A 17,479-nucleotide genomic window follows, 5' to 3' on the forward strand; every position below is an offset into this window, starting at 1 on the left:
CAAAAGTCCGGTTTTGAACCTTAAATAGTCCGGTTTTCAACTTTCCCTAACAGAAGTTTCTAATTGAATAGGATTTGCCCAAGCTCTTGCCGCAATATTATGTAGTATCTGAAACTCAGATGCGAACAATTGCGGGCATCCTGGAAGGCAAGAAACCCCAAATACGTAAACCTTAGATGGGGAGTCTTTCAAGCAACCCAACCCTGTTGATCGGACACGACAACTTGAGTTCCGCAAATCCATCTCTCGATTTGGCCCACCATCCACTTGTGTCATCCGCGTTTGATCGACCTTCGTCAAGAGGTCCAATCAGTTGGACAAGAATTCCTTCCCTCACCTGAGATGAGAAGCACAGGGGCAGTCCTTCCTGACTGCGCACTTGCCGCAGAGCGGAGTTCTCGCCTTGCAGATGCTTCTTCCATGAAGCACGAGAACGTCGGCTATTTTTATCCAATCCTTTTTCGGGAAAAGCAGCATTAGATCCTGCTCGATCTTCACGGGGTCCTTCTGTGTCGAGAGCCTGAGTCTGTTTGAGAGCCGGTGGACGTGCGTGTCCACCACGACTCCCTCCGCGATTCCGAAGCCGTTTCCGAGAACGACATTTGCCGTCTTTCTGGCGACACCCGGCAGTGTCAGCAATTCCTCCATTGTTGACGGCACTTTGCCGCCGAATCTCTCAACGATGGCTTTTGACGATCCGATTACGCTCTTTGTTTTGTTCCTGAAGAATCCGGTGGACTTGATGATCTTCTCCATCTCTCCTGGAGCGGCCTTCGCCATTTCGTCGGGCCCCGGGAATTTCCTGAAGAGAACCGGCGTGACCGTATTCACTCTTTCATCAGTGCACTGGGCGGACAGAATCGTGGCCACAAGGAGCTGAAAGGGATTCTCATGCCTGAGCGCAGTTCCGGCCTCAGGATAAAGCCGTGAAAGGGTACGCAGAATCTTTGATGTCCTCGTCCGCCTCGACTTTTTTGACTCACGTGCCATGCGCTCCCCCTCACCCCAATCCCCCTCACCTTTATCCTCTCCCCTTGGGGAGAGGGTAGGGTGAGGGGGCACGATTCCCTCCAAACCTCTCCTCCTGGGGAGAGGTTTCAAAGACAATCCGGCAACCTTGACAGGCAGTTAACCCGTAACCTAACATATCACAGTAGGCGAAAAGCTGGAACTTTTCCTCTGCATTTGCTGTTGTAAGACGCCAGGAGGTGAAAAATAATGTTTCCTTTTTTCTATGACCCTACGATGGTGCTGCTGATACCGGCTCTCATTCTTGGAATCTACGCCCAATACAAAGTCAGAGCAACCTATGAAAAATTCTCCAAGGTTCCGTCCATGAAGGGGAAGACGGGGCGGGAGATCGCAACACTGATTCTTCACAACAACCAGATAACCGATGTCAAGGTCGAAAAGTCGCAGGGATTCCTTTCTGATCACTTTGATCCCAAGAAGGGAGTCATAAGGCTCTCTCCCAACATCTTTGACTCGTCCTCGGTTGCTGCCATAGGAGTTGCTGCCCATGAAGCGGGTCACGCCATTCAGCACAGCGAACGGTATTTCCCGCTTGTTGCAAGGCATGCAATTTTTCCTGTCGTGAGCATCGGAAACTGGCTTGCCGTGCCGCTGGTTATCCTGGGATTCATTTTGGGTCAGATGCAGCTCATTGACCTCGGGATTCTGATCTTCTCGATTGTTGTTCTTTTCCAGGTTATTACCCTGCCTGTCGAGTTTAACGCGAGCCGGAGAGCTCTCTTGCAGCTCGAAAACGGAGGGTATCTTATTGAGGGCGAGTTAGGTTCTGCAAAGAAGGTTCTGAATGCTGCTGCCCTGACCTATGTTGCCGCAGCAGTTGCAGCCATCCTCAATCTCCTGCGGCTTCTTGCTTTGAGGCAGAGTCGCAACTAGGACGTGCAAGGCAGGAAGGCCTGCGGGCCTCTGCCGGGGAATTTCAAGACAAGAAAAGACTCTCCGGGTTCTCGGCCCGGAGAGTCTTGACTTATCCGCAGTCGTGCTAGCTGCCTGCAACCTCGGTTTTGAGCTCTTTCGAAAATCTGAAATTCGGAACTTTTCTCTGAGGCACGGGAACCGACTCGCCCGTTCTAGGATTCCTGGCAAGCCTCTCTTTTCTATCCTTCACCTTGAAAGTCCCGAAGCCCCTTATCTCGATGTGATCCCCATCGACCAATGCTTTCTTCACCACCTCAAGAAATCCGTCAATTGTATCCGCTACATCCTTCTTGGGGAGGCCTGTCTTCTCAGAAATGCGGTCAACAATGTCTCCCTTCGTCATACCAAAACCCCCTCTCTCAATCTTGAAATTTCCCTGGCTCTTGTCTGAATCAAGAGAGCAACTTCCGGTATTCCAGTAGAGCATGGATTTACGAACGGACAAACTACCACCCGCCCCGGAGCAAGTCAATTCTTTTTTCCACGAGAAGTTAGGAGCGCTACGCCCTGCTCGCAGCCCGGCCTACTTTCTCTTCTCGATGGGGACTCTCACCTTCACTCTATCGGGAGTACAGAGGATATGTCTTCCCTCAAGATTGATGGCGATTTCCTTTGAAACTGCCTCATCTCTTCCGGATATGTCAACCGGCTCGGTCATGACCGAGACAATTCGCCTGACGACTTCTGCGGGTCCGGCTACAGTGACAGTGTCGGGCTGGACATCGGGTTTACGCGAAACCCAGAATCCTCCTGCCGCCTCGCCGGTAATGACAGGCTCCACAACGATTCGTCTCTCCACCCGGACATCCAGGTCGAGTGCAATAGTCTTCGGTGAAACAATCTCCGTCACGACAGCTCTTGACCCTGACGGGAGAAGAACATCGTCCGTGGCAAGCGTTCTCTGAAAAGCCCCTTTTCTTGCTTGAGACAAATCCAGCAGAATTAGCGCCCTCTTAATCTTGAGTCTCAGGAGCTGTTTGCCGCTGCTCCTGACCTTTACTCTCACGTTCTCCGGGACATACCCTGAATAGCTCAGCCACTGAGGAAGCTGCTCAATCCTGACGGGTACGCCCAGTTCGTATTCGTGTTCGGCTTCACCGTACACATGGAGGTAGACAAGAAGGGCGATAAGAATGGATGCGATCTTGATCGAGAGATTTTCGGTAAGAGCTTTTCTCAACATGATCCCAGAGTCTATTCACTGGCAACGCCCAAGTCAAGGAATCATGCTGGAACCTGACGCACGTCGGCCTCTTCTCAAAAACTGGACATTAGTCGGGCCTGAATATATTCTAGCGGGCCAGATGAAAAAAGAGACTGTCAGGCAATTTCTCACTTATTCATTCGGGAGCATCTCTCAGTCTGTTCTTTCCTTCATTCTCCTTCCGCTTTATTTGAATCTCCTCACTCCGTCTGAATACGGTATTATTTCACTCTCTCTTACGCTGAATGTCTTTCTCACAGTCGTTGCAAATGTCGGCCTCGTGAGCGGACTCTACAGGCTCTACTATGAAAAAACCGCGGAGGAGAGGAAAGCGCTTCTCGGAACACTCTGGGGATGGCATCTCTTTGCAAGCGCCATTCTCTGTCTGGCTCTCATCATCTTCTCGACCCCGGTCGCGATACACATCTTCAAGACGACCAGATGGGTGGGAACTCCGCGCCTGCTCGGCATTTTCCTTGTCCTGTATGTTCTGAAAGATGTCCCCTTTCACATGCTCAGGCTTGAGAAGAAAGCCGCACTTTACGTCTTCTTCTCTCTCATGACCTTTGTTCTCGATTTCTCGTTCAAGCTTATCTTTGTCGGCGTCCTGAGAAGAGGCGTAAACGGTTACTTCGAGTCGTCAATACTCGCTTACCTCATCACCGTTACCGGTCTTTTCGTGTACTCAAAGAAATACGTATCGTTTTCGTTCGATAAGTCCTGCCTGGGCGAGCTCTTCCGCCTGGGTTTCCCGTACGTTTTCTCCACTCTCTCCTTCATCGTGCTTGATTCGTTTGACAAGTTCACGCTCAATCATTATCTGGGAACTGAGGCCGTCGGCGTCTATTCTCTTGCCTTCAGGTTCGCGAATCTGCTCAACATTGTGCTCCTGACGCCGATCGGGCTCTACTGGACGCCGCTTTCATTCTCATTTGCGGCCGAAAGAAAAAATGACGAAGAACTCAAGAACTTCTACGCAAAGTCCCTGCTCTATTTCTTCCTGGCAGGAGGAATTCTTGCGGCATTTGTCTCCACCGGAAGCTTCGAAGTTATCAGGGCAATGACACACAACGCTACCTTCTGGAAGGCCGGAAAAATCGTCCCGCTTCTCGTTGTGGCCCCGTTCCTCTATCTCGTGTCCCACCCGGCCGGGAATGTGATGCTGCAAGTGAAGAAAACCGGATTCGTTGCGCCCGCATGTCTCGCAACTGCGGCGATCAACATAGTTCTCAATCTCATCCTGATACCGAGATTGCACGCCTACGGTGCTGCGCTGGCACTGATTTCTGCGCATCTTTTTCTCGCGGTCTCTTATCACATAAAGGCAAGAAGTCTCTTCCCGATCAACTATACATGGGGAAAATACCTCCTCGCCTTTGCCGTCTGCCTGATCGCATTCGGGGCATCCTCTCTCGTTCCGCCTCTTTCCCCAATTCCTTCGCTGATCCTGAAGTTCGCCATTGTCACGATCATCTGCGCTCCGCTTGTATCCGTCAGTGGCGTCCTCAAAGGACTCAAGATTCCCGGCATTCGGGGAGACTAGATGGCATCGCTTCTGAGCGTTCACAAGGTCAGCAAAACTGATCGCATCATCTGGATTATGTGCGCAGCGGTAATGATGCCCGTGATCGGTGCCCTGGATTACTACACGGGGCCTGATGTCACATTTTCTCTCCTCTATCTCATCCCCGTCTCCATAACCGCCTGGTTTGTAGGTAGGATGGCAGGCATCGGGATCTCGGCAATCAACGCGGGGATTTGGCTCTACGTTGATTTCGCAGCCGGACGAGTCGGCCCGGGCCTGCTCGTCTATTCGTGGAATTTCTTCTCCCGGCTGGTCTTTCTGATCATCGTCTCAGTCCTGATATCGGCTCTCAGGCGTGCCCTTCAGCATCAATACCAACTGGCCCGGATCGATCCTCTGACCCGCGGGCTCAATTCACTTGCCTTCGGAGAGATTGCCGAGGCCGAGATCAGCCGTTCCGAACGCTACCATCATCCTTTGAGCATTGCCTATCTTGATATTGATAATTTCAAGGAGGTCAACGACACTCACGGCCACAGAGTCGGGGACAAGCTACTTATGGCGCTCGTCGGCACGATTCGCAAGAACATCAGGAAGACCGATTCTGTGGCCCGCCTCGGCGGCGACGAGTTCGCAATGTTGTTTCCTGAAGCCGATCAGGCGGCGGCGCGAGCCATTGTTGCCAAGGTCCAGAACCGCCTGACCAATATCTTCCACCGAAAGCATTGGCCGGTGAGTCTCAGTATAGGCGTAGTGACCTACATCAAGATGCCGCCTTCGGTGGACAAGATGATCGAGGATGCGGACAAGCTTATGTATTCGGTAAAAGGAACATCCAAGAACGCCGTAAGTTTTATGGAATACACCGGCTGATTTTAGGTAAGGAGTCCGGCCAACCTCCTCCTATTGAAGAGAAAGCACTACAGCCCTTAACGTTCCAACCAGGAAACATTACCCCCCAGCCCACCTCAGCCGAACACTTCTTGAAGTGCCGCTACGGCAAATGCCTTATCGCACCACAAGCATCTTCTTAACGCTCACGTATGATGTCCCTGATTCTCCCGGCCCAGGAGCCGTCGTGAGCCGGTACGTGTAGATTCCACTTGGCAGATTGGCCGCATCGAACACCACAGATTTGAAGCCAGGGTCCTCCACTCTATCCCCAAGTGTTGCGACTTGCTGACCAAGCATATTGAAGACTCTGATCGTGACATGCTGCCTTTCGGGAAGGGCATAGCTTATGACAGTCGTCCGCCCAAAAGGATTGGGGTAGTTTCCGTGGAAACCCAGTTCAACGGGTATGCTATTGGCTCCAGCTACACCCACAAGGGGCATGTCATGAAGGACGCGTTGGGCATAGATATCCCAGTTCGTGCCGCTCCGGTAATCCTGCCAGGCGATTATCGCTCCCCCGCATCCGTCCTCGACCATGACGGGGTAGTACTGTAGTGCTCCCCGAAAAGCGAGACACTTTGTTGTGATTCTTGGTTTGGACTTTTTCATCGCTTAGGCCGCGTCTTTCAAACTCTGAAGTCTCAAGTACACCGCCAGGAATTCCGTCGGAATTTTGTATCCAAGCGCCGAGTGGCAGTACTCGTTGTTGTAAAACTTCAGTCCAGCCTCGCTCGTCTCTTTTGCCTCCTCAAGGGTCCTGAACTCATATGGCCAAATCGCTTCCTCCTTGACGGTCCGGATGAGACGCTCAGTATCGGCATTCTCCTTGGGATTGTCATAGGTCGTAAAAATCTGCTCGATCCCCAAGACCTGGCACTCGGCCATGCAATCGGACGCCGACCTCGGCTTCTTCCTCAACGGCCGTTCAGGCTTAAAGCATTTCTCTCTCCCCAGGAGATCGGCTTTCCTCATCGGCCGATAAACACGCTTCCGCTTCAACTCCTCGTCCGCACTCCCAAGCTTCCCCGCCAGCGCCCGCTTCCCGCCCTCCAGGAACTGATCCCTTCACCGATAAAACAACGCATCTGAAATCCCGTGCCTGCGACACAACTCGGCAATGGATGTCCCGCTCTTCAGACCTTCCAGCACTACCGATATCTTCGTCTCTTCCGAATACTTGCTCTTGGGCATGACCCCTCCTGTCTTGAGTCTCCATACTCTACTATCCCCGTGTCTCACTCAAGAGGGGAGCAGTATAATACCTACCAACAAAAGGCAAAAGAAGCACCAACAGCTCGAACATGAAAAGCGGACATTTCTAGATTGGCTGTACAACCTCCTCCTGATTCGTTGACAATGCATTTTGTGTGTGATAATTTCCACTGCCTGTGAAGTCAATCACAGGTCTCTGAGGAGGTTACAGGTGGCAGTTGCACATGACTACTTCCCGATTCTGGTTTTTTCGCTGATACTCCTCGCATTTGCCATTATCTGCATTATTTTCGCGAGATTCCTGGGCCCGAGGCGCGTTACGCAGGCCAAGCTCTCCCCGTACGAATGCGGACTCGATCCGGTCGGAGACACAAGGGGGAGAATCTCGGTAAAGTTCTATATCACTGCCCTCCTTTTCATCATCCTTGATGTCGAAGTCGTCTTTTTCTATCCGTGGGCTCTTGTCTTCCGGAAGGTCGCCCCGTTTGCATTCTGGGAAATGCTCTTTTTTGCTTTTGTCCTTATCGTTGGCTATCTGTATGCTCTGAGGAGAAGAGGGCTTGAGTGGTCTGAGCCCTTTTGAGATCTTGGTGGGATCTCGCATTCTCCTCCGCAGGCATTCCTTTGGACTCTGTTTGAGGGGAAAAAGCTGTGCTGTCTGAGAAACTCATCAACGAGGTCAAAGTCCTCATCGCAAGATATCCCGAGAAGAGGTCTGCCCTCATTCCTGCTCTTCATGCAGTTCATGCCGAACAGGGCCACGTGTCCGACGATTCCGTGAAGGAAGTTGCAGCCGTTTTCGAGCTGACCCCCGCACAGGTTTATGAGGTCCTTTCATTCTACAGCATGTTCGAAAGGAAGCCGGCGGGAAGGCACATCATAACCGTGTGCAGAAATCTCTCGTGTTCCCTTCTGGGCGCCGAATCGATCATCGAGTTTCTCGAATCTCTTCTTGGGGTCAAAGTCGGGGAGACAACCCCGGATTTGAAATTCTCTTTGAGAACGGCGGAGTGCCTGGGTTCATGTGACACGGCGCCGGTGATGCAGATAGATGACGAGTATTACGAAAGCCTGACTCCCGAAAAGGTTAAGAAGATCATTGAGGAATTGAAATAGCCACTCGCCTATGAACGCCACAATACTCTTTTTGGCTGTCCTTCTTCTGAAGTGCCTAATCCTTATTGGAGTCGTCCTGGGCGGCATGGCCTACATGACCTTGGTCGAAAGAAAACTCATCGGGCGTTTTCAATACAGGTATGGCCCGAACCGGGTCGGCCCATACGGACTTCTTCAGCCGATCGCGGACGGTTTGAAGCTCCTTTTCAAGGAAGACATCTTTCCATCGCAGGCGGATAAATTTCTTCACCTGCTTGCACCAGTGATTGCATTTATCACCGCTCTGTTGACGTTCGCTGTTGTGCCTTTCGGCCCGAGCCTCTACCTCACAGATATAAACGTGGCGATACTCTATGTGCTGGCAGTGACTTCTCTCGGGGTGTATGCGATCGTACTTGCAGGCTGGTCGTCGAACAGCAAGTATCCGCTCCTGGGCGGACTGAGGTCGTCTGCACAGATGGTCAGCTACGAGCTGTCCGTTGGCCTGGCGGTAGTAGTCGTCGTGCTCCTGAGCGGGAGCTTCAGTCTTGTCGAAATCGTCAAGTCACAGGAAAACATGTGGTTCGCATTCAAGCAGCCCGTCGCCTTTGCCCTGTTTCTTATTTCAAGCATCGCTGAGATAAACAGGGTGCCGTTCGACCTGCCTGAAGCGGAATCAGAGCTTGTTTCGGGATTCCACACCGAATACAGCGGCCTCAGGTTTGCCATGTTCTACATCGCAGAATACACGAACATGATAGCCGCAGCCTGTATAGCTACGACTCTTTTCCTGGGCGGCTGGCTGGGACCTTTCCTCCCGGCGCCTTTCTGGTTCGGGATAAAGGTCTTGTTCCTTCTCGTTGTTTTTGTCTGGATCCGGGCGACACTTCCGAGACTCAGATACGATCAGCTTATGAAATTCGGCTGGAAGGTGCTTTTCCCTATCGGGGTACTCAACGTCATTGCGACCGCGTTCTTTCTAGCGGGAAGAGGACAATAATTTGGAGCTCCTGATCTTCATCGTCGTTGCCGGTCTTTCGATTCTGTCTGCACTGATGGTCATCGTGCAGAGAAATCCCGTCTACAGCGCACTCTCGCTCATAGCAACTCTCTTTCTTGTTGCCGTCGTCTTCCTGCTTCTTGACGCGCCGTTCGTTGCCGTCCTTCAGTTGATAGTGTACGCAGGCGCGATAATGGTGCTTTTCCTTTTTGTGATCATGCTCCTCAGCGTGAGAGAACAGAAAAAGGGGAGAATCTATCACCAGCTTCTTGTCGCTGTTCCGGTCGTGCTCCTGGTGTGTCTCGAACTTCTTGCGGCCGGAAAGATAGTCACAAGAGGGCAATCGCTGTCTGCCGGCTGCGGATCGGAAAGTATTGAAGTGCTTTCCACGAAGCTCATCACTCAGTACTTCCTTCCGTTTGAGATTGCCTCCGTGCTTCTTCTCGCTGCAATTGTTGGAGCAGTGGTCGTAGTTAAGAAAGAGGGATCATGATTGCCGCGCCAGTTGTGTTCAGGAAGGAAGAGGGATAGACAATGGTGCCGACCGAATATTACCTTATCCTGAGCGCAGCCCTGTTCTCGCTGGGCGTTCTTGGCTTTCTTGTCAGGAGAAACGCAATCGTCGTGTTTATGGCAGTCGAATTGATGCTGAATGCAGTCAACATTGCGCTCGTCGCATTCTCAAGACACTTCGGAGTATCCGACGGCCAGATCATAGTTCTCTTCGTTATGGTCGTGGCTGCGGCCGAGGCTGCCCTTGGACTTGCAATAATAGTCGTTCTCTTCAGGAGAAGACGGACTGTGGACGTTGACTCTGCGAGCGAGATGAAATGGTGACAACCGCGACCTTTCAGCTTGCCTGGGCAGTCCTCCTTCTTCCCCTCCTCGGCGTGCTTCTTAACGGTGTTTTCGTGAGGAGCCCGAAGAAACGCGTAATCGATATCATCGGATGCGGCTCGGTCGGCCTCTCATTCCTGTTCTCTCTGATTTTGCTCAAGCAGCTCCTTACGCTTCCGCCTGACGGACGATCAGTCGAGCTTGTGCTTTACAACTGGATCAGGTCGGGAGAGCTTTCGTCGGCTTTCGGACTTCTGATTGACCCGCTTTCCATTGTGATGATTCTTATCGTGTCCGGCGTCGGTTTTCTGATTCACGTTTATTCCACCGGCTACATGGAAGGAGACCCGGGGTACAGAAGGTTCTTCGTTTGCCTGAACCTTTTCATCTTCTCGATGCTTCTGCTTGTCTTGTCCGACAATTTCGCCCTCATGTTCGCGGGCTGGGAGCTGGTCGGCTTATGTTCCTATCTCCTGGTAGGGTTCTGGTTCGAGAAGAAGAGCGCTGCGGATGCCGGAAAGAAAGCATTCATTGTGAACCGGATCGGCGATTTTGGCTTCACGCTAGGAATGATCGCCATCTTCTATTTCTTCGGCACGCTCAACTTCGGCGAGGTGTTTAAGTTAGCTGGCTCAAGATTCGATGTCGGCTCAGGCATCATGACTGCGATTACGCTTCTCCTTTTCGTGGGGGCGACGGGGAAATCGGCTCAGATACCGCTATATGTTTGGCTCCCGGATGCCATGGAAGGACCGACGCCGGTGAGCGCTCTCATACATGCTGCCACAATGGTGACTGCAGGGGTTTACATGGTGGCAAGATGCCATGTCCTCTATCTCCTCTCGCCGTTTTCCCTTTCAGTGGTGGCGGTGGTTGGCGGTTTCACGGCGCTTTTTGCGGCCACAATAGGGCTTGTTCAGAACGACATTAAGAGAGTCCTTGCCTACTCGACCATAAGCCAGATTGGCTACATGTTCCTAGCGTGCGGAGTGGGTTCCTTCTGTGCAGGCATTTTCCATCTTATGACGCACGCGTTTTTCAAGGCAGTATTGTTTCTTGGAGCCGGCTGTGTGATTCATGCTCTTCACTCAGAGCAGGACGTAAGAAGAATGGGCGGCTTGGGAGCTCTCCTTCCGAGAACCTATGTGAGCTTTCTTTCGGCGTCTCTGGCCATTTCAGGAATCTTCCCTTTTGCAGGCTTCTTCAGCAAAGATGAGATACTCCTCGCCGCCTGGGAAAAAGGAAATTTCGTCCTTTGGGCAATCGGCCTCTTCACGGCATTCCTGACGTCATTCTATATTTTCAGAGTTTTCTACCTCACGTTTGCGGGAAACCTCCGGGGGGGAAGCGGTGCTGAAGAGCACGTGCATGAAGCGCCACGCAGCATGACTTTTCCGGTTCTCACGCTTGGTGTCCTTTCGCTCATCGGCGGGTTTGTCGGGCTCCCGTTGATAGAGCACGCAAACGTACTCAAGAACTTTCTGTCACCACTTTTCCAGGAACCGTTGGAGGCGGCTAAACCGCTCGTCCACATTGAGGTCTTACTGATGGCAGTCTCTCTTGCCGCAGGAATTGCAGGCATACTCATCGCTCACAGGTTCTATGTGAGGTCTCCTCTCGTTCCAGAGAGAATAAAGGAAAGGCTCAAGCCGGCTTATGACCTTGCCTTCAACAAGTACTTCGTTGACCAGATCTACGGAGCCGCGATTGTCAAGCCGCTCCTTGGGATGTCAGACTTTTTCTGGAAATTCATAGACAACCGTGTGATTGACGGAATCGTGAATCTCGTCGGAAGCATTATTGAAGCGTTCAGCAAACTGTTCCGGGTTTTTCAATCCGGCTATGTCCACAGGTATGCACTGTACATGTCCGGCGGAGCGTCGGTCCTCCTTTGGTATCTGCTAACGAGATGAGAAAAGACGTGACATTGCAGCTTGGCCTTATTCTCGGAGCAATGAGCCCTCGTCGGCTCCGCTCCAGGATGACCCATCCAGTGGCTAGCCGGGTGGGGAATCCTTGCCCCTCCCAGCCTCTAAAGGGCTGGGTATCCCCACCTTGCTCGCCAGGATGGGTTCCCCATCCTTCCCGCGAAAGCCGGCTCGTGGCTCACTGCCCCGAGATGAGGGACTAGTGCGATGACTTTCCCTATCCTTTCGGTTCTTACGTTCTTTCCGCTTGCGGCCATCGTGCTTCTTCTTCCGATGGACTCGAAGAAGCCATTCAGGATAAAGACGGCTGCTTTCGCTTTCTCCCTGGCAGAGTTTGTCTTGTCTCTTATTCTCCTCGCCTATTTCAAACCCTCCATCGGGGGTCCGCAGCTTGTCGAGAGGCTCCCCTGGATTCCCGCGTGGGGAGTAACTTATTTCCTCGGCGTTGACGGCATAAGCCTTTTTCTCGTTCTCCTCACCACATTCCTCACCTCACTTTCGATTCTCTCCACCTGGACGGCCATCACGGAAAGAGTGAAGGAATTCATGATTGCAATGCTCCTCCTTGAGGTCGGAATGATTGGCGTTTTTTTCTCGCTTGACCTCTTCCTCTTCTACGTGTTCTGGGAAGTTATGCTCATACCGATGTACCTCATGATCGGAATGTGGGGAGGTCCCAGAAGAATCTATGCCGCCGTCAAGTTCATACTTTACACAATGGCCGGCAGCGTGCTCATGCTTGTCGCGATTCTTGCTCTCCATTTTCTCAACTACTCGCTGACCGGAATCAGGACATTCAGCATTCTTGATCTCTACGGCCTTCCTTTGCCATACGGGGTTGAGTTTTGGCTGTTTCTTGCCTTCTTCATCGCCTTTGCCATAAAAGTCCCGGTTTTCCCATTTCATACCTGGCTTCCTGATGCGCACGTTGAGGCGCCGACCGCAGGAAGTGTGATTCTCGCAGGCGTGCTTCTAAAAATGGGGACTTACGGATTCCTCCGCCTGTCTCTGCCGCTTTTCCCGGTTGTTGCTACCAAACTTGCTCCGTTCATCTCGATTCTTGGGATAATCGGGATCATCTACGGGGCCCTTGTCGCAACCGTGCAGAAAGATGTGAAAAGGCTGGTGGCGTTTTCAAGCGTGAGTCACCTTGGGTTTGCCGTTGTTGGAATCTTTGCCCTCAATATTCAGGGCATCGAAGGCTCCATTCTTCAGATGATCAATCACGGAATAGCAACCGGCGCCCTGTTTTTGATCGTCGGTATGTTCTATGAGAGACGGCACACGAGGATGATTGAAGATTATGGAGGACTGTGGAAGTCAGTTCCCAATCTGGGAGTTCTGTTCCTGATAATCACACTTTCTTCAATCGGCTTGCCGGGCCTTGGGGGATTCGTCAGCGAGTTTCTTATTCTTGTGGGTGTCTTCAAGGCAAGAGTTCTGTTTGCCGTTCTCTCTGCCACCGGTGTTGTCTTGGCGGCAGTTTACATGCTCTGGATGTTTCAGAGAGTGATGTTCGGCCCAATCACGAAAGACGAGAATCGCCACGTAGCGGATTTGAACCTGAGAGAGAAGGTTATTCTTATCGCAACCGCCGTCGCCACTCTCTGGGTAGGGATATTTCCGACAACGCTTCTTTCAAGAATCGAGCCGTCGGTGAGGCTCCTTCTTGAGAGAGTCCAAACGGTCGGCTATGCGGATTCTGCAAGAGAAAATACGGAACTTCTCTCCCGGATAAAGATTGATTCAATGAGGAAAGACTGATGCAGGTACTGGAACCGATCCAAATTCAGCTGCTCCTTCCCGAGCTCATACTTGCCCTTGGTGGGATTTTTGTTCTTCTCTGCGTCTTCGCGAGGAGAGAATCTCCCGATCTCACACTCTATCTGACTCTCTTCACAATCGCCCTGTCCGGGATTTCTCTCTCTCTGGCGAGCGACTTCCGGCTTGTCAGCGGAGACAGGCTGCCGCTTCTTTTCATGGACAGTTTTTCTACGTACTCGAGGGCTGTCTTTCTTCTCAGCTCTTTCCTGGTTGCAATTTTCTCGAGACCATATGTTGAAAGGGAGAGAATTCCTTCTCCCGAATACTTCTCGCTCATTCTGTTTTCGACTTGCGGCATGAATCTCCTTGCCTCCGCCAGGGATCTTCTTGTTGTCTTCATGGGGCTTGAGCTTCTTTCGATTTCGCTGTGGGCACTCACCGCAATTCACAAACGCGACCCGAGATCCAACGAAGCCTCTCTCAAGTTTTTTCTCCTGAGCGCATTTGCGAGCGGCTTCTTTCTCTACGGAATGGCGTTTGCATTCGGAGCAACCGGGACTTTCTCTTTGGCCGGAGTTCGGGAAGAAACCTTCCTGGGCGGATTCGGGCAGACCGCTTCCTTTGTCAGTTTCGGACTCATTCTTGTTGGCCTCGGATTCAAAGTTGGATTGGTTCCTTTTCACATGTGGATTCCCGATGTTTACGAAGGCGCACCGACCCCCGTCACTGCGTTTCTCTCGGCAGGTCCCAAGGTTGCAGGTTTTGCCGCACTTGCAAGAATTCTGGCCTGGATGTTTCCTGAGCTGCCCTACACCTGGGAGAGTGTTCTGGCAATCCTTGCTCTTGTTACGATGACATTCGGAAACCTCCTGGCGATAGCCCAGGAGGACATAAAGAGAATGCTTGCGTACTCAAGCATAGCGCACGCGGGGTATATGCTGGTCGGAGTAATCTCGCTCGAAGGCGCAGGAAACGCTCCGCTTCTTTTCTACTTTCTCGTTTACTCAATTATGAGTATCGGTGCGTTTTCAATTGTGCTCTTGCTTGAAAAAAGGGACATTCCCGCAAATGCTCTCACCGGCTTTTCGGGACTGTCGAAGACCAATCCGCTGGTCGCATTCTCAATGGCAGTCTTCATGATAGCCCTGTCGGGCATACCGCCTACCGCCGGTTTCGCCGGGAAGTTCTATGTTTTTGGCGCTGCAGTAAAATCGGGATACGTCTGGCTCGCGGTGGCGGGCGTCCTGAACAGCGTTATCTCAGTGTTCTACTATCTCAGGGTCGTTGTATTAATGTATATGAGAGAACCCGCAGAAGGAGCTGCACCTTTCAAAGTAGATTCCTCAATAGGAATGGTAGTCTTCATCTCACTCCTCGGCGTCCTTCTTCTGGGCTTGTTCCCTCATCTCGGGTCTGAGGCATTCCTGTTCAGGGCATCAGAGATCGTGAGCTTCTTGCGTTAGCCGCTGTGCCGTCTTCCGCTTCAATGATTGGGAGACAGTCATGAATGCAGAAGAGAACGAAGCCCTTTCTGGATGGCTGAGCTGGCTCTGCGTGGGGGTGCTCTTCCTCAGCGCAGCCGTTTACCTGGCCCTGCACAAAGACATTTTCCGGCTGTTTGAACAGCTAGTTATTTCGTTGAGGCGATAGTCTTGTTTCCCCTTGTCAAAGTAGCTGCCGGGACCATTCTGTCTTTTCTTCCACTTTACCTGGGCTTTCGCAGCCAAATACCGCGCCTGTCTGAGCGGCTTCTGACATCATCTCTAGTGCTGGCGGCCTTGATAACTCTTGTGGAAATAGCTCTTGGTGTGCCCGGATTCCTCAATCCAATTCCGGTTTTTCTGGGAACGTTCATTCTGTCGGCGTTCATTGGCTTCGCCGCTTACCGGCTGCGCGCCAGGATTGGTGACCGGAAAACCGTAAAACCGCCTCGCGAACTTCATGCCCTTATTCTCATCTGCCTTGCCGGCCTCGTTTACGTCCTCATTGGCATATATGGCTATCTCGTTCCGACCGGGGAGGGCGATGCGAACACGTATCACCTCCCGGCGATTTTCTATTGGGCGCAGGAAGGAAGGATTATCGTGCCGCCGCTTCCCGGTGCAGCCTTCTACTATCCGATGGGCGGAGAGCTGTTCGGGCTGTGGATTTTTCTACTCGGCGGCAGCGTGAGGCTCCTCAATCTCGTTCAGATTCCGTTCACTTTCATGGCCGCGCTGTCCCTGTACGCAGCCGCGTCTCAACTCGGAATGCGGGGCAGGCTTGCAATACCTCTTTTTGTGCTCACTCCCATCGTAATCCTGCAGTCCGCAACTCCTATGGTGGACTGCATAGTCTCCGCATTCTATCTGACATGTCTCGCTTTTCTCCTTATGTATTTCTCTGAGCCGCGCAATCTTTACCTCGTTCTTTCAGGGATTGCCGCCGGCCTCCTCATCGGCTCGAAACCCGGCGCATTCATTTTCTTTCCGCCCCTCTTCCTTGTATTTATGTTTGGTTTCTTCTCAAGCCGGGAGAGGATACCCGGTCTCATCAAATCGCTGGGTCTAGCCGCACTTCTCGCAATTATCTTCGGAGGATATTGGTATGTGAGAAATGCCGTACAGACTGGAAACCCCATCTTTCCGTACTCAATCTCGCTAGGAAAGTCTGTGCTTGTTCAGGGAATCGAGCAGGTCTCAACGCCTGAAAACCTGGTCGGGATGTTCGTTGCGACAAAACTTGGATGGTTTGCGTTTCCTTTCAGGGAGAGTATCCGCGGCCTCGGCACATACTCAGCTCACAATGGATTCGGAATCCAGTTCCTTCTTGCTTACGTGAGCATTCCGTTTGCACTTGCTCTTTCATTGAAGAAAAGAAACTGGCTTCTTCTGTCCGTCATCCTTTCATTCTTTCTTGCTTTTCTCCTCTTTGTGGCAATCCATCCGATAGTTCATCCAAGGTTTGTCATTTTCCTCGTCGGAATAGCATACCTTTCGTTTCTGTATGTAGTTTCAAACCTCAAGAAAGGCGCAAGATGTACGGCCATCGGACTAGCCTCGATCGCCATACTCATCTCCTGCCTATTCTCCATGCCGGATATCTTCATGAGATTCAAGACTGCCCTGGATGCGAGAAATGAAAACGGAGGTTCCTGGAATTACTCCGGTTACAAGGAGTTTGGAGCAGTCGGACAGGCGGTCGAGTGGATAAGCAGGAATGCGCCGTCCGGAGCCGGAATCACCTTCTGCCAGCCGGAATTTATTGCTCCGCTCTTCGGAGAGAGAGCAGAGAACAGGGTTTTCTACGTTTCCCCCCGCCGGACCTGGTATCCCAACGTTCCGCACGCGGAGACTTTCTTCGGTTGGATGGGCGAACTCAGGGAGAGAAAAGCAGACTATATTCTGCTCTGGCCATACTATGCGGCTTACGACTACCGTGAGATTGCATGGATGAACGAGCATCCGGAGTTTTTCAATCTTGAGAAGAGTTGGGGTGAACTCAATGCAGGTGGTGTTGCGGTTTACCGCATCGTTGACCAAGCTCTTCCCGTCCCCGACCTAGACCACGAAGACTACTTTTCATCTCCCTCTGAGTGGTTTTTATTCGAAAGAGTCGGGGCAGGAGCGGCTATCCACAGGAATTATGCAGAAAAGAGCTTCACTGTGGATTTTTCCTTTGAGGAAGGGAAGGAACAATACTTCGAGATCGGGAGATACCTCAAATGGGATTCTCTCAGTCCGTACCGGAAACTCACGTTCACAATTTCGGGGGACCTGAGCGACCTCAAGCTCGACGTGTATTTGAAGGCGGAGAACCCAAAGCAGTACCAGAAGCAAACGGTGGAGATGGTCTCAATCGGCGCGCAGCAGACGGAAATGCCGTCAGGTGTCCGATCACCGGGGCAGGCCGTCCAATCTCAGACCACTGGCTCTGCCCAGCGTGTATGCTCAGTTGACATCACTAACCCCGACTTCAGAACTAAGCGCTTCTCCCTCAAGGATGCTGATTCGATTGTCCTGGTGGCGGCGCCGCGCCCGGGCGGAAAGAGCAATGGCTCACTCACCTTCAAGAGTTTCAAGCTGGAGAACTAG

Annotated in this window: 19 protein-coding genes; 13 read left to right on the forward strand and 6 right to left on the reverse strand. The window is 52.0% G+C overall.

What is annotated here, in order from left to right:
- Positions 1-333: 333 nt before the first annotated feature.
- Positions 334-990, reverse strand: coding sequence for an endonuclease III (nth, locus tag QME66_01825; GenBank protein ID MDI6807705.1), 657 nt, complete (start codon positions 988-990; stop codon positions 334-336).
- Positions 991-1,218: 228 nt separating this feature from the next.
- Between nth and QME66_01830 the strand changes: the two genes are divergently transcribed.
- Positions 1,219-1,905 carry a zinc metallopeptidase gene (locus QME66_01830; GenBank protein MDI6807706.1) on the forward strand — a complete coding sequence of 229 codons (687 nt, stop codon included), beginning with the start codon at positions 1,219-1,221 and terminating at the stop codon, positions 1,903-1,905.
- 106 nt (positions 1,906-2,011) lie between these two features.
- On the opposite strand, the gene QME66_01835 is transcribed toward QME66_01830, so the two are convergent.
- Positions 2,012-2,290 carry an HU family DNA-binding protein gene (locus tag QME66_01835; protein MDI6807707.1) on the reverse strand — a complete coding sequence of 93 codons (279 nt, stop codon included), beginning with the start codon at positions 2,288-2,290 and terminating at the stop codon, positions 2,012-2,014.
- Positions 2,291-2,470: 180 nt separating this feature from the next.
- The gene (locus tag QME66_01840) at positions 2,471-3,130 is read right to left on the reverse strand and encodes a YbbR-like domain-containing protein (protein ID MDI6807708.1); all 660 of its coding nucleotides are present in this window, start codon (positions 3,128-3,130) and stop codon (positions 2,471-2,473) included.
- 121 nt (positions 3,131-3,251) lie between these two features.
- On the opposite strand from QME66_01840, the gene QME66_01845 reads away from it, so the two are divergent.
- A complete protein-coding gene (locus QME66_01845; protein MDI6807709.1) occupies positions 3,252-4,694 on the forward strand; it encodes an oligosaccharide flippase family protein in 1,443 nt (480 codons plus the stop codon).
- Positions 4,695-5,549: a diguanylate cyclase gene (locus tag QME66_01850; protein ID MDI6807710.1), complete on the forward strand. Its 855-nt coding sequence runs from the start codon at positions 4,695-4,697 to the stop codon at positions 5,547-5,549. It begins immediately after the preceding gene.
- Positions 5,550-5,684: 135 nt separating this feature from the next.
- Here the strand turns inward: QME66_01850 and QME66_01855 are convergent, their stop codons facing one another.
- From QME66_01855 to QME66_01865, 3 genes are all read right to left on the reverse strand, one after another.
- A complete protein-coding gene (locus QME66_01855) occupies positions 5,685-6,179 on the reverse strand; it encodes a T9SS type A sorting domain-containing protein (GenBank protein ID MDI6807711.1) in 495 nt (164 codons plus the stop codon).
- A gap of 3 nt (positions 6,180-6,182) precedes the next feature.
- A complete protein-coding gene (locus QME66_01860; GenBank protein ID MDI6807712.1) occupies positions 6,183-6,569 on the reverse strand; it encodes an integrase core domain-containing protein in 387 nt (128 codons plus the stop codon).
- A 66-nt stretch (positions 6,570-6,635) separates the two neighbouring features.
- Positions 6,636-6,761, reverse strand: coding sequence for a transposase (locus tag QME66_01865; GenBank protein MDI6807713.1), 126 nt, complete (start codon positions 6,759-6,761; stop codon positions 6,636-6,638).
- A 232-nt stretch (positions 6,762-6,993) separates the two neighbouring features.
- Here QME66_01865 and QME66_01870 point away from each other — a divergent pair, with 232 nt between their 5' ends.
- The 10 genes from QME66_01870 (at position 6,994) to QME66_01915 (ending at position 17,479) form a co-directional block, all read left to right on the forward strand.
- Positions 6,994-7,365, forward strand: a complete 372-nt coding sequence (locus tag QME66_01870) for an NADH-quinone oxidoreductase subunit A (GenBank protein MDI6807714.1) — start codon at positions 6,994-6,996, stop codon at positions 7,363-7,365.
- A 68-nt stretch (positions 7,366-7,433) separates the two neighbouring features.
- Positions 7,434-7,898 (forward strand): NADH-quinone oxidoreductase subunit NuoE, encoded by a 465-nt coding sequence (gene nuoE / locus QME66_01875; protein ID MDI6807715.1) that lies wholly within the window; start codon positions 7,434-7,436, stop codon positions 7,896-7,898.
- A gap of 10 nt (positions 7,899-7,908) precedes the next feature.
- A complete protein-coding gene (gene nuoH / locus QME66_01880; GenBank protein MDI6807716.1) occupies positions 7,909-8,877 on the forward strand; it encodes an NADH-quinone oxidoreductase subunit NuoH in 969 nt (322 codons plus the stop codon).
- Position 8,878: 1 nt separating this feature from the next.
- Positions 8,879-9,370: an NADH-quinone oxidoreductase subunit J gene (locus QME66_01885; protein ID MDI6807717.1), complete on the forward strand. Its 492-nt coding sequence runs from the start codon at positions 8,879-8,881 to the stop codon at positions 9,368-9,370.
- A 41-nt stretch (positions 9,371-9,411) separates the two neighbouring features.
- Positions 9,412-9,714 carry an NADH-quinone oxidoreductase subunit NuoK gene (gene nuoK / locus QME66_01890; GenBank protein MDI6807718.1) on the forward strand — a complete coding sequence of 101 codons (303 nt, stop codon included), beginning with the start codon at positions 9,412-9,414 and terminating at the stop codon, positions 9,712-9,714.
- A complete protein-coding gene (nuoL, locus tag QME66_01895) occupies positions 9,708-11,627 on the forward strand; it encodes an NADH-quinone oxidoreductase subunit L (protein ID MDI6807719.1) in 1,920 nt (639 codons plus the stop codon). The genes nuoK and nuoL overlap by 7 nt, the downstream gene beginning before the upstream one ends.
- A 222-nt stretch (positions 11,628-11,849) precedes the next feature.
- Positions 11,850-13,406 (forward strand): NADH-quinone oxidoreductase subunit M, encoded by a 1,557-nt coding sequence (locus tag QME66_01900; GenBank protein ID MDI6807720.1) that lies wholly within the window; start codon positions 11,850-11,852, stop codon positions 13,404-13,406.
- On the forward strand, positions 13,406-14,869 hold the full coding sequence (locus tag QME66_01905; protein ID MDI6807721.1) for an NADH-quinone oxidoreductase subunit N: 1,464 nt from the start codon (positions 13,406-13,408) through the stop codon (positions 14,867-14,869). The genes QME66_01900 and QME66_01905 overlap by 1 nt, the downstream gene beginning before the upstream one ends.
- Before the next feature lie 40 nt (positions 14,870-14,909).
- Positions 14,910-15,056: a hypothetical protein gene (locus QME66_01910; GenBank protein ID MDI6807722.1), complete on the forward strand. Its 147-nt coding sequence runs from the start codon at positions 14,910-14,912 to the stop codon at positions 15,054-15,056.
- A gap of 2 nt (positions 15,057-15,058) precedes the next feature.
- Positions 15,059-17,479 carry a hypothetical protein gene (locus QME66_01915; GenBank protein MDI6807723.1) on the forward strand — a complete coding sequence of 807 codons (2,421 nt, stop codon included), beginning with the start codon at positions 15,059-15,061 and terminating at the stop codon, positions 17,477-17,479.

It is taken from the genome of Candidatus Eisenbacteria bacterium (assembly GCA_030017955.1).
GTDB lineage: Bacteria > Eisenbacteria > RBG-16-71-46 > JASEGR01 > JASEGR01 > JASEGR01.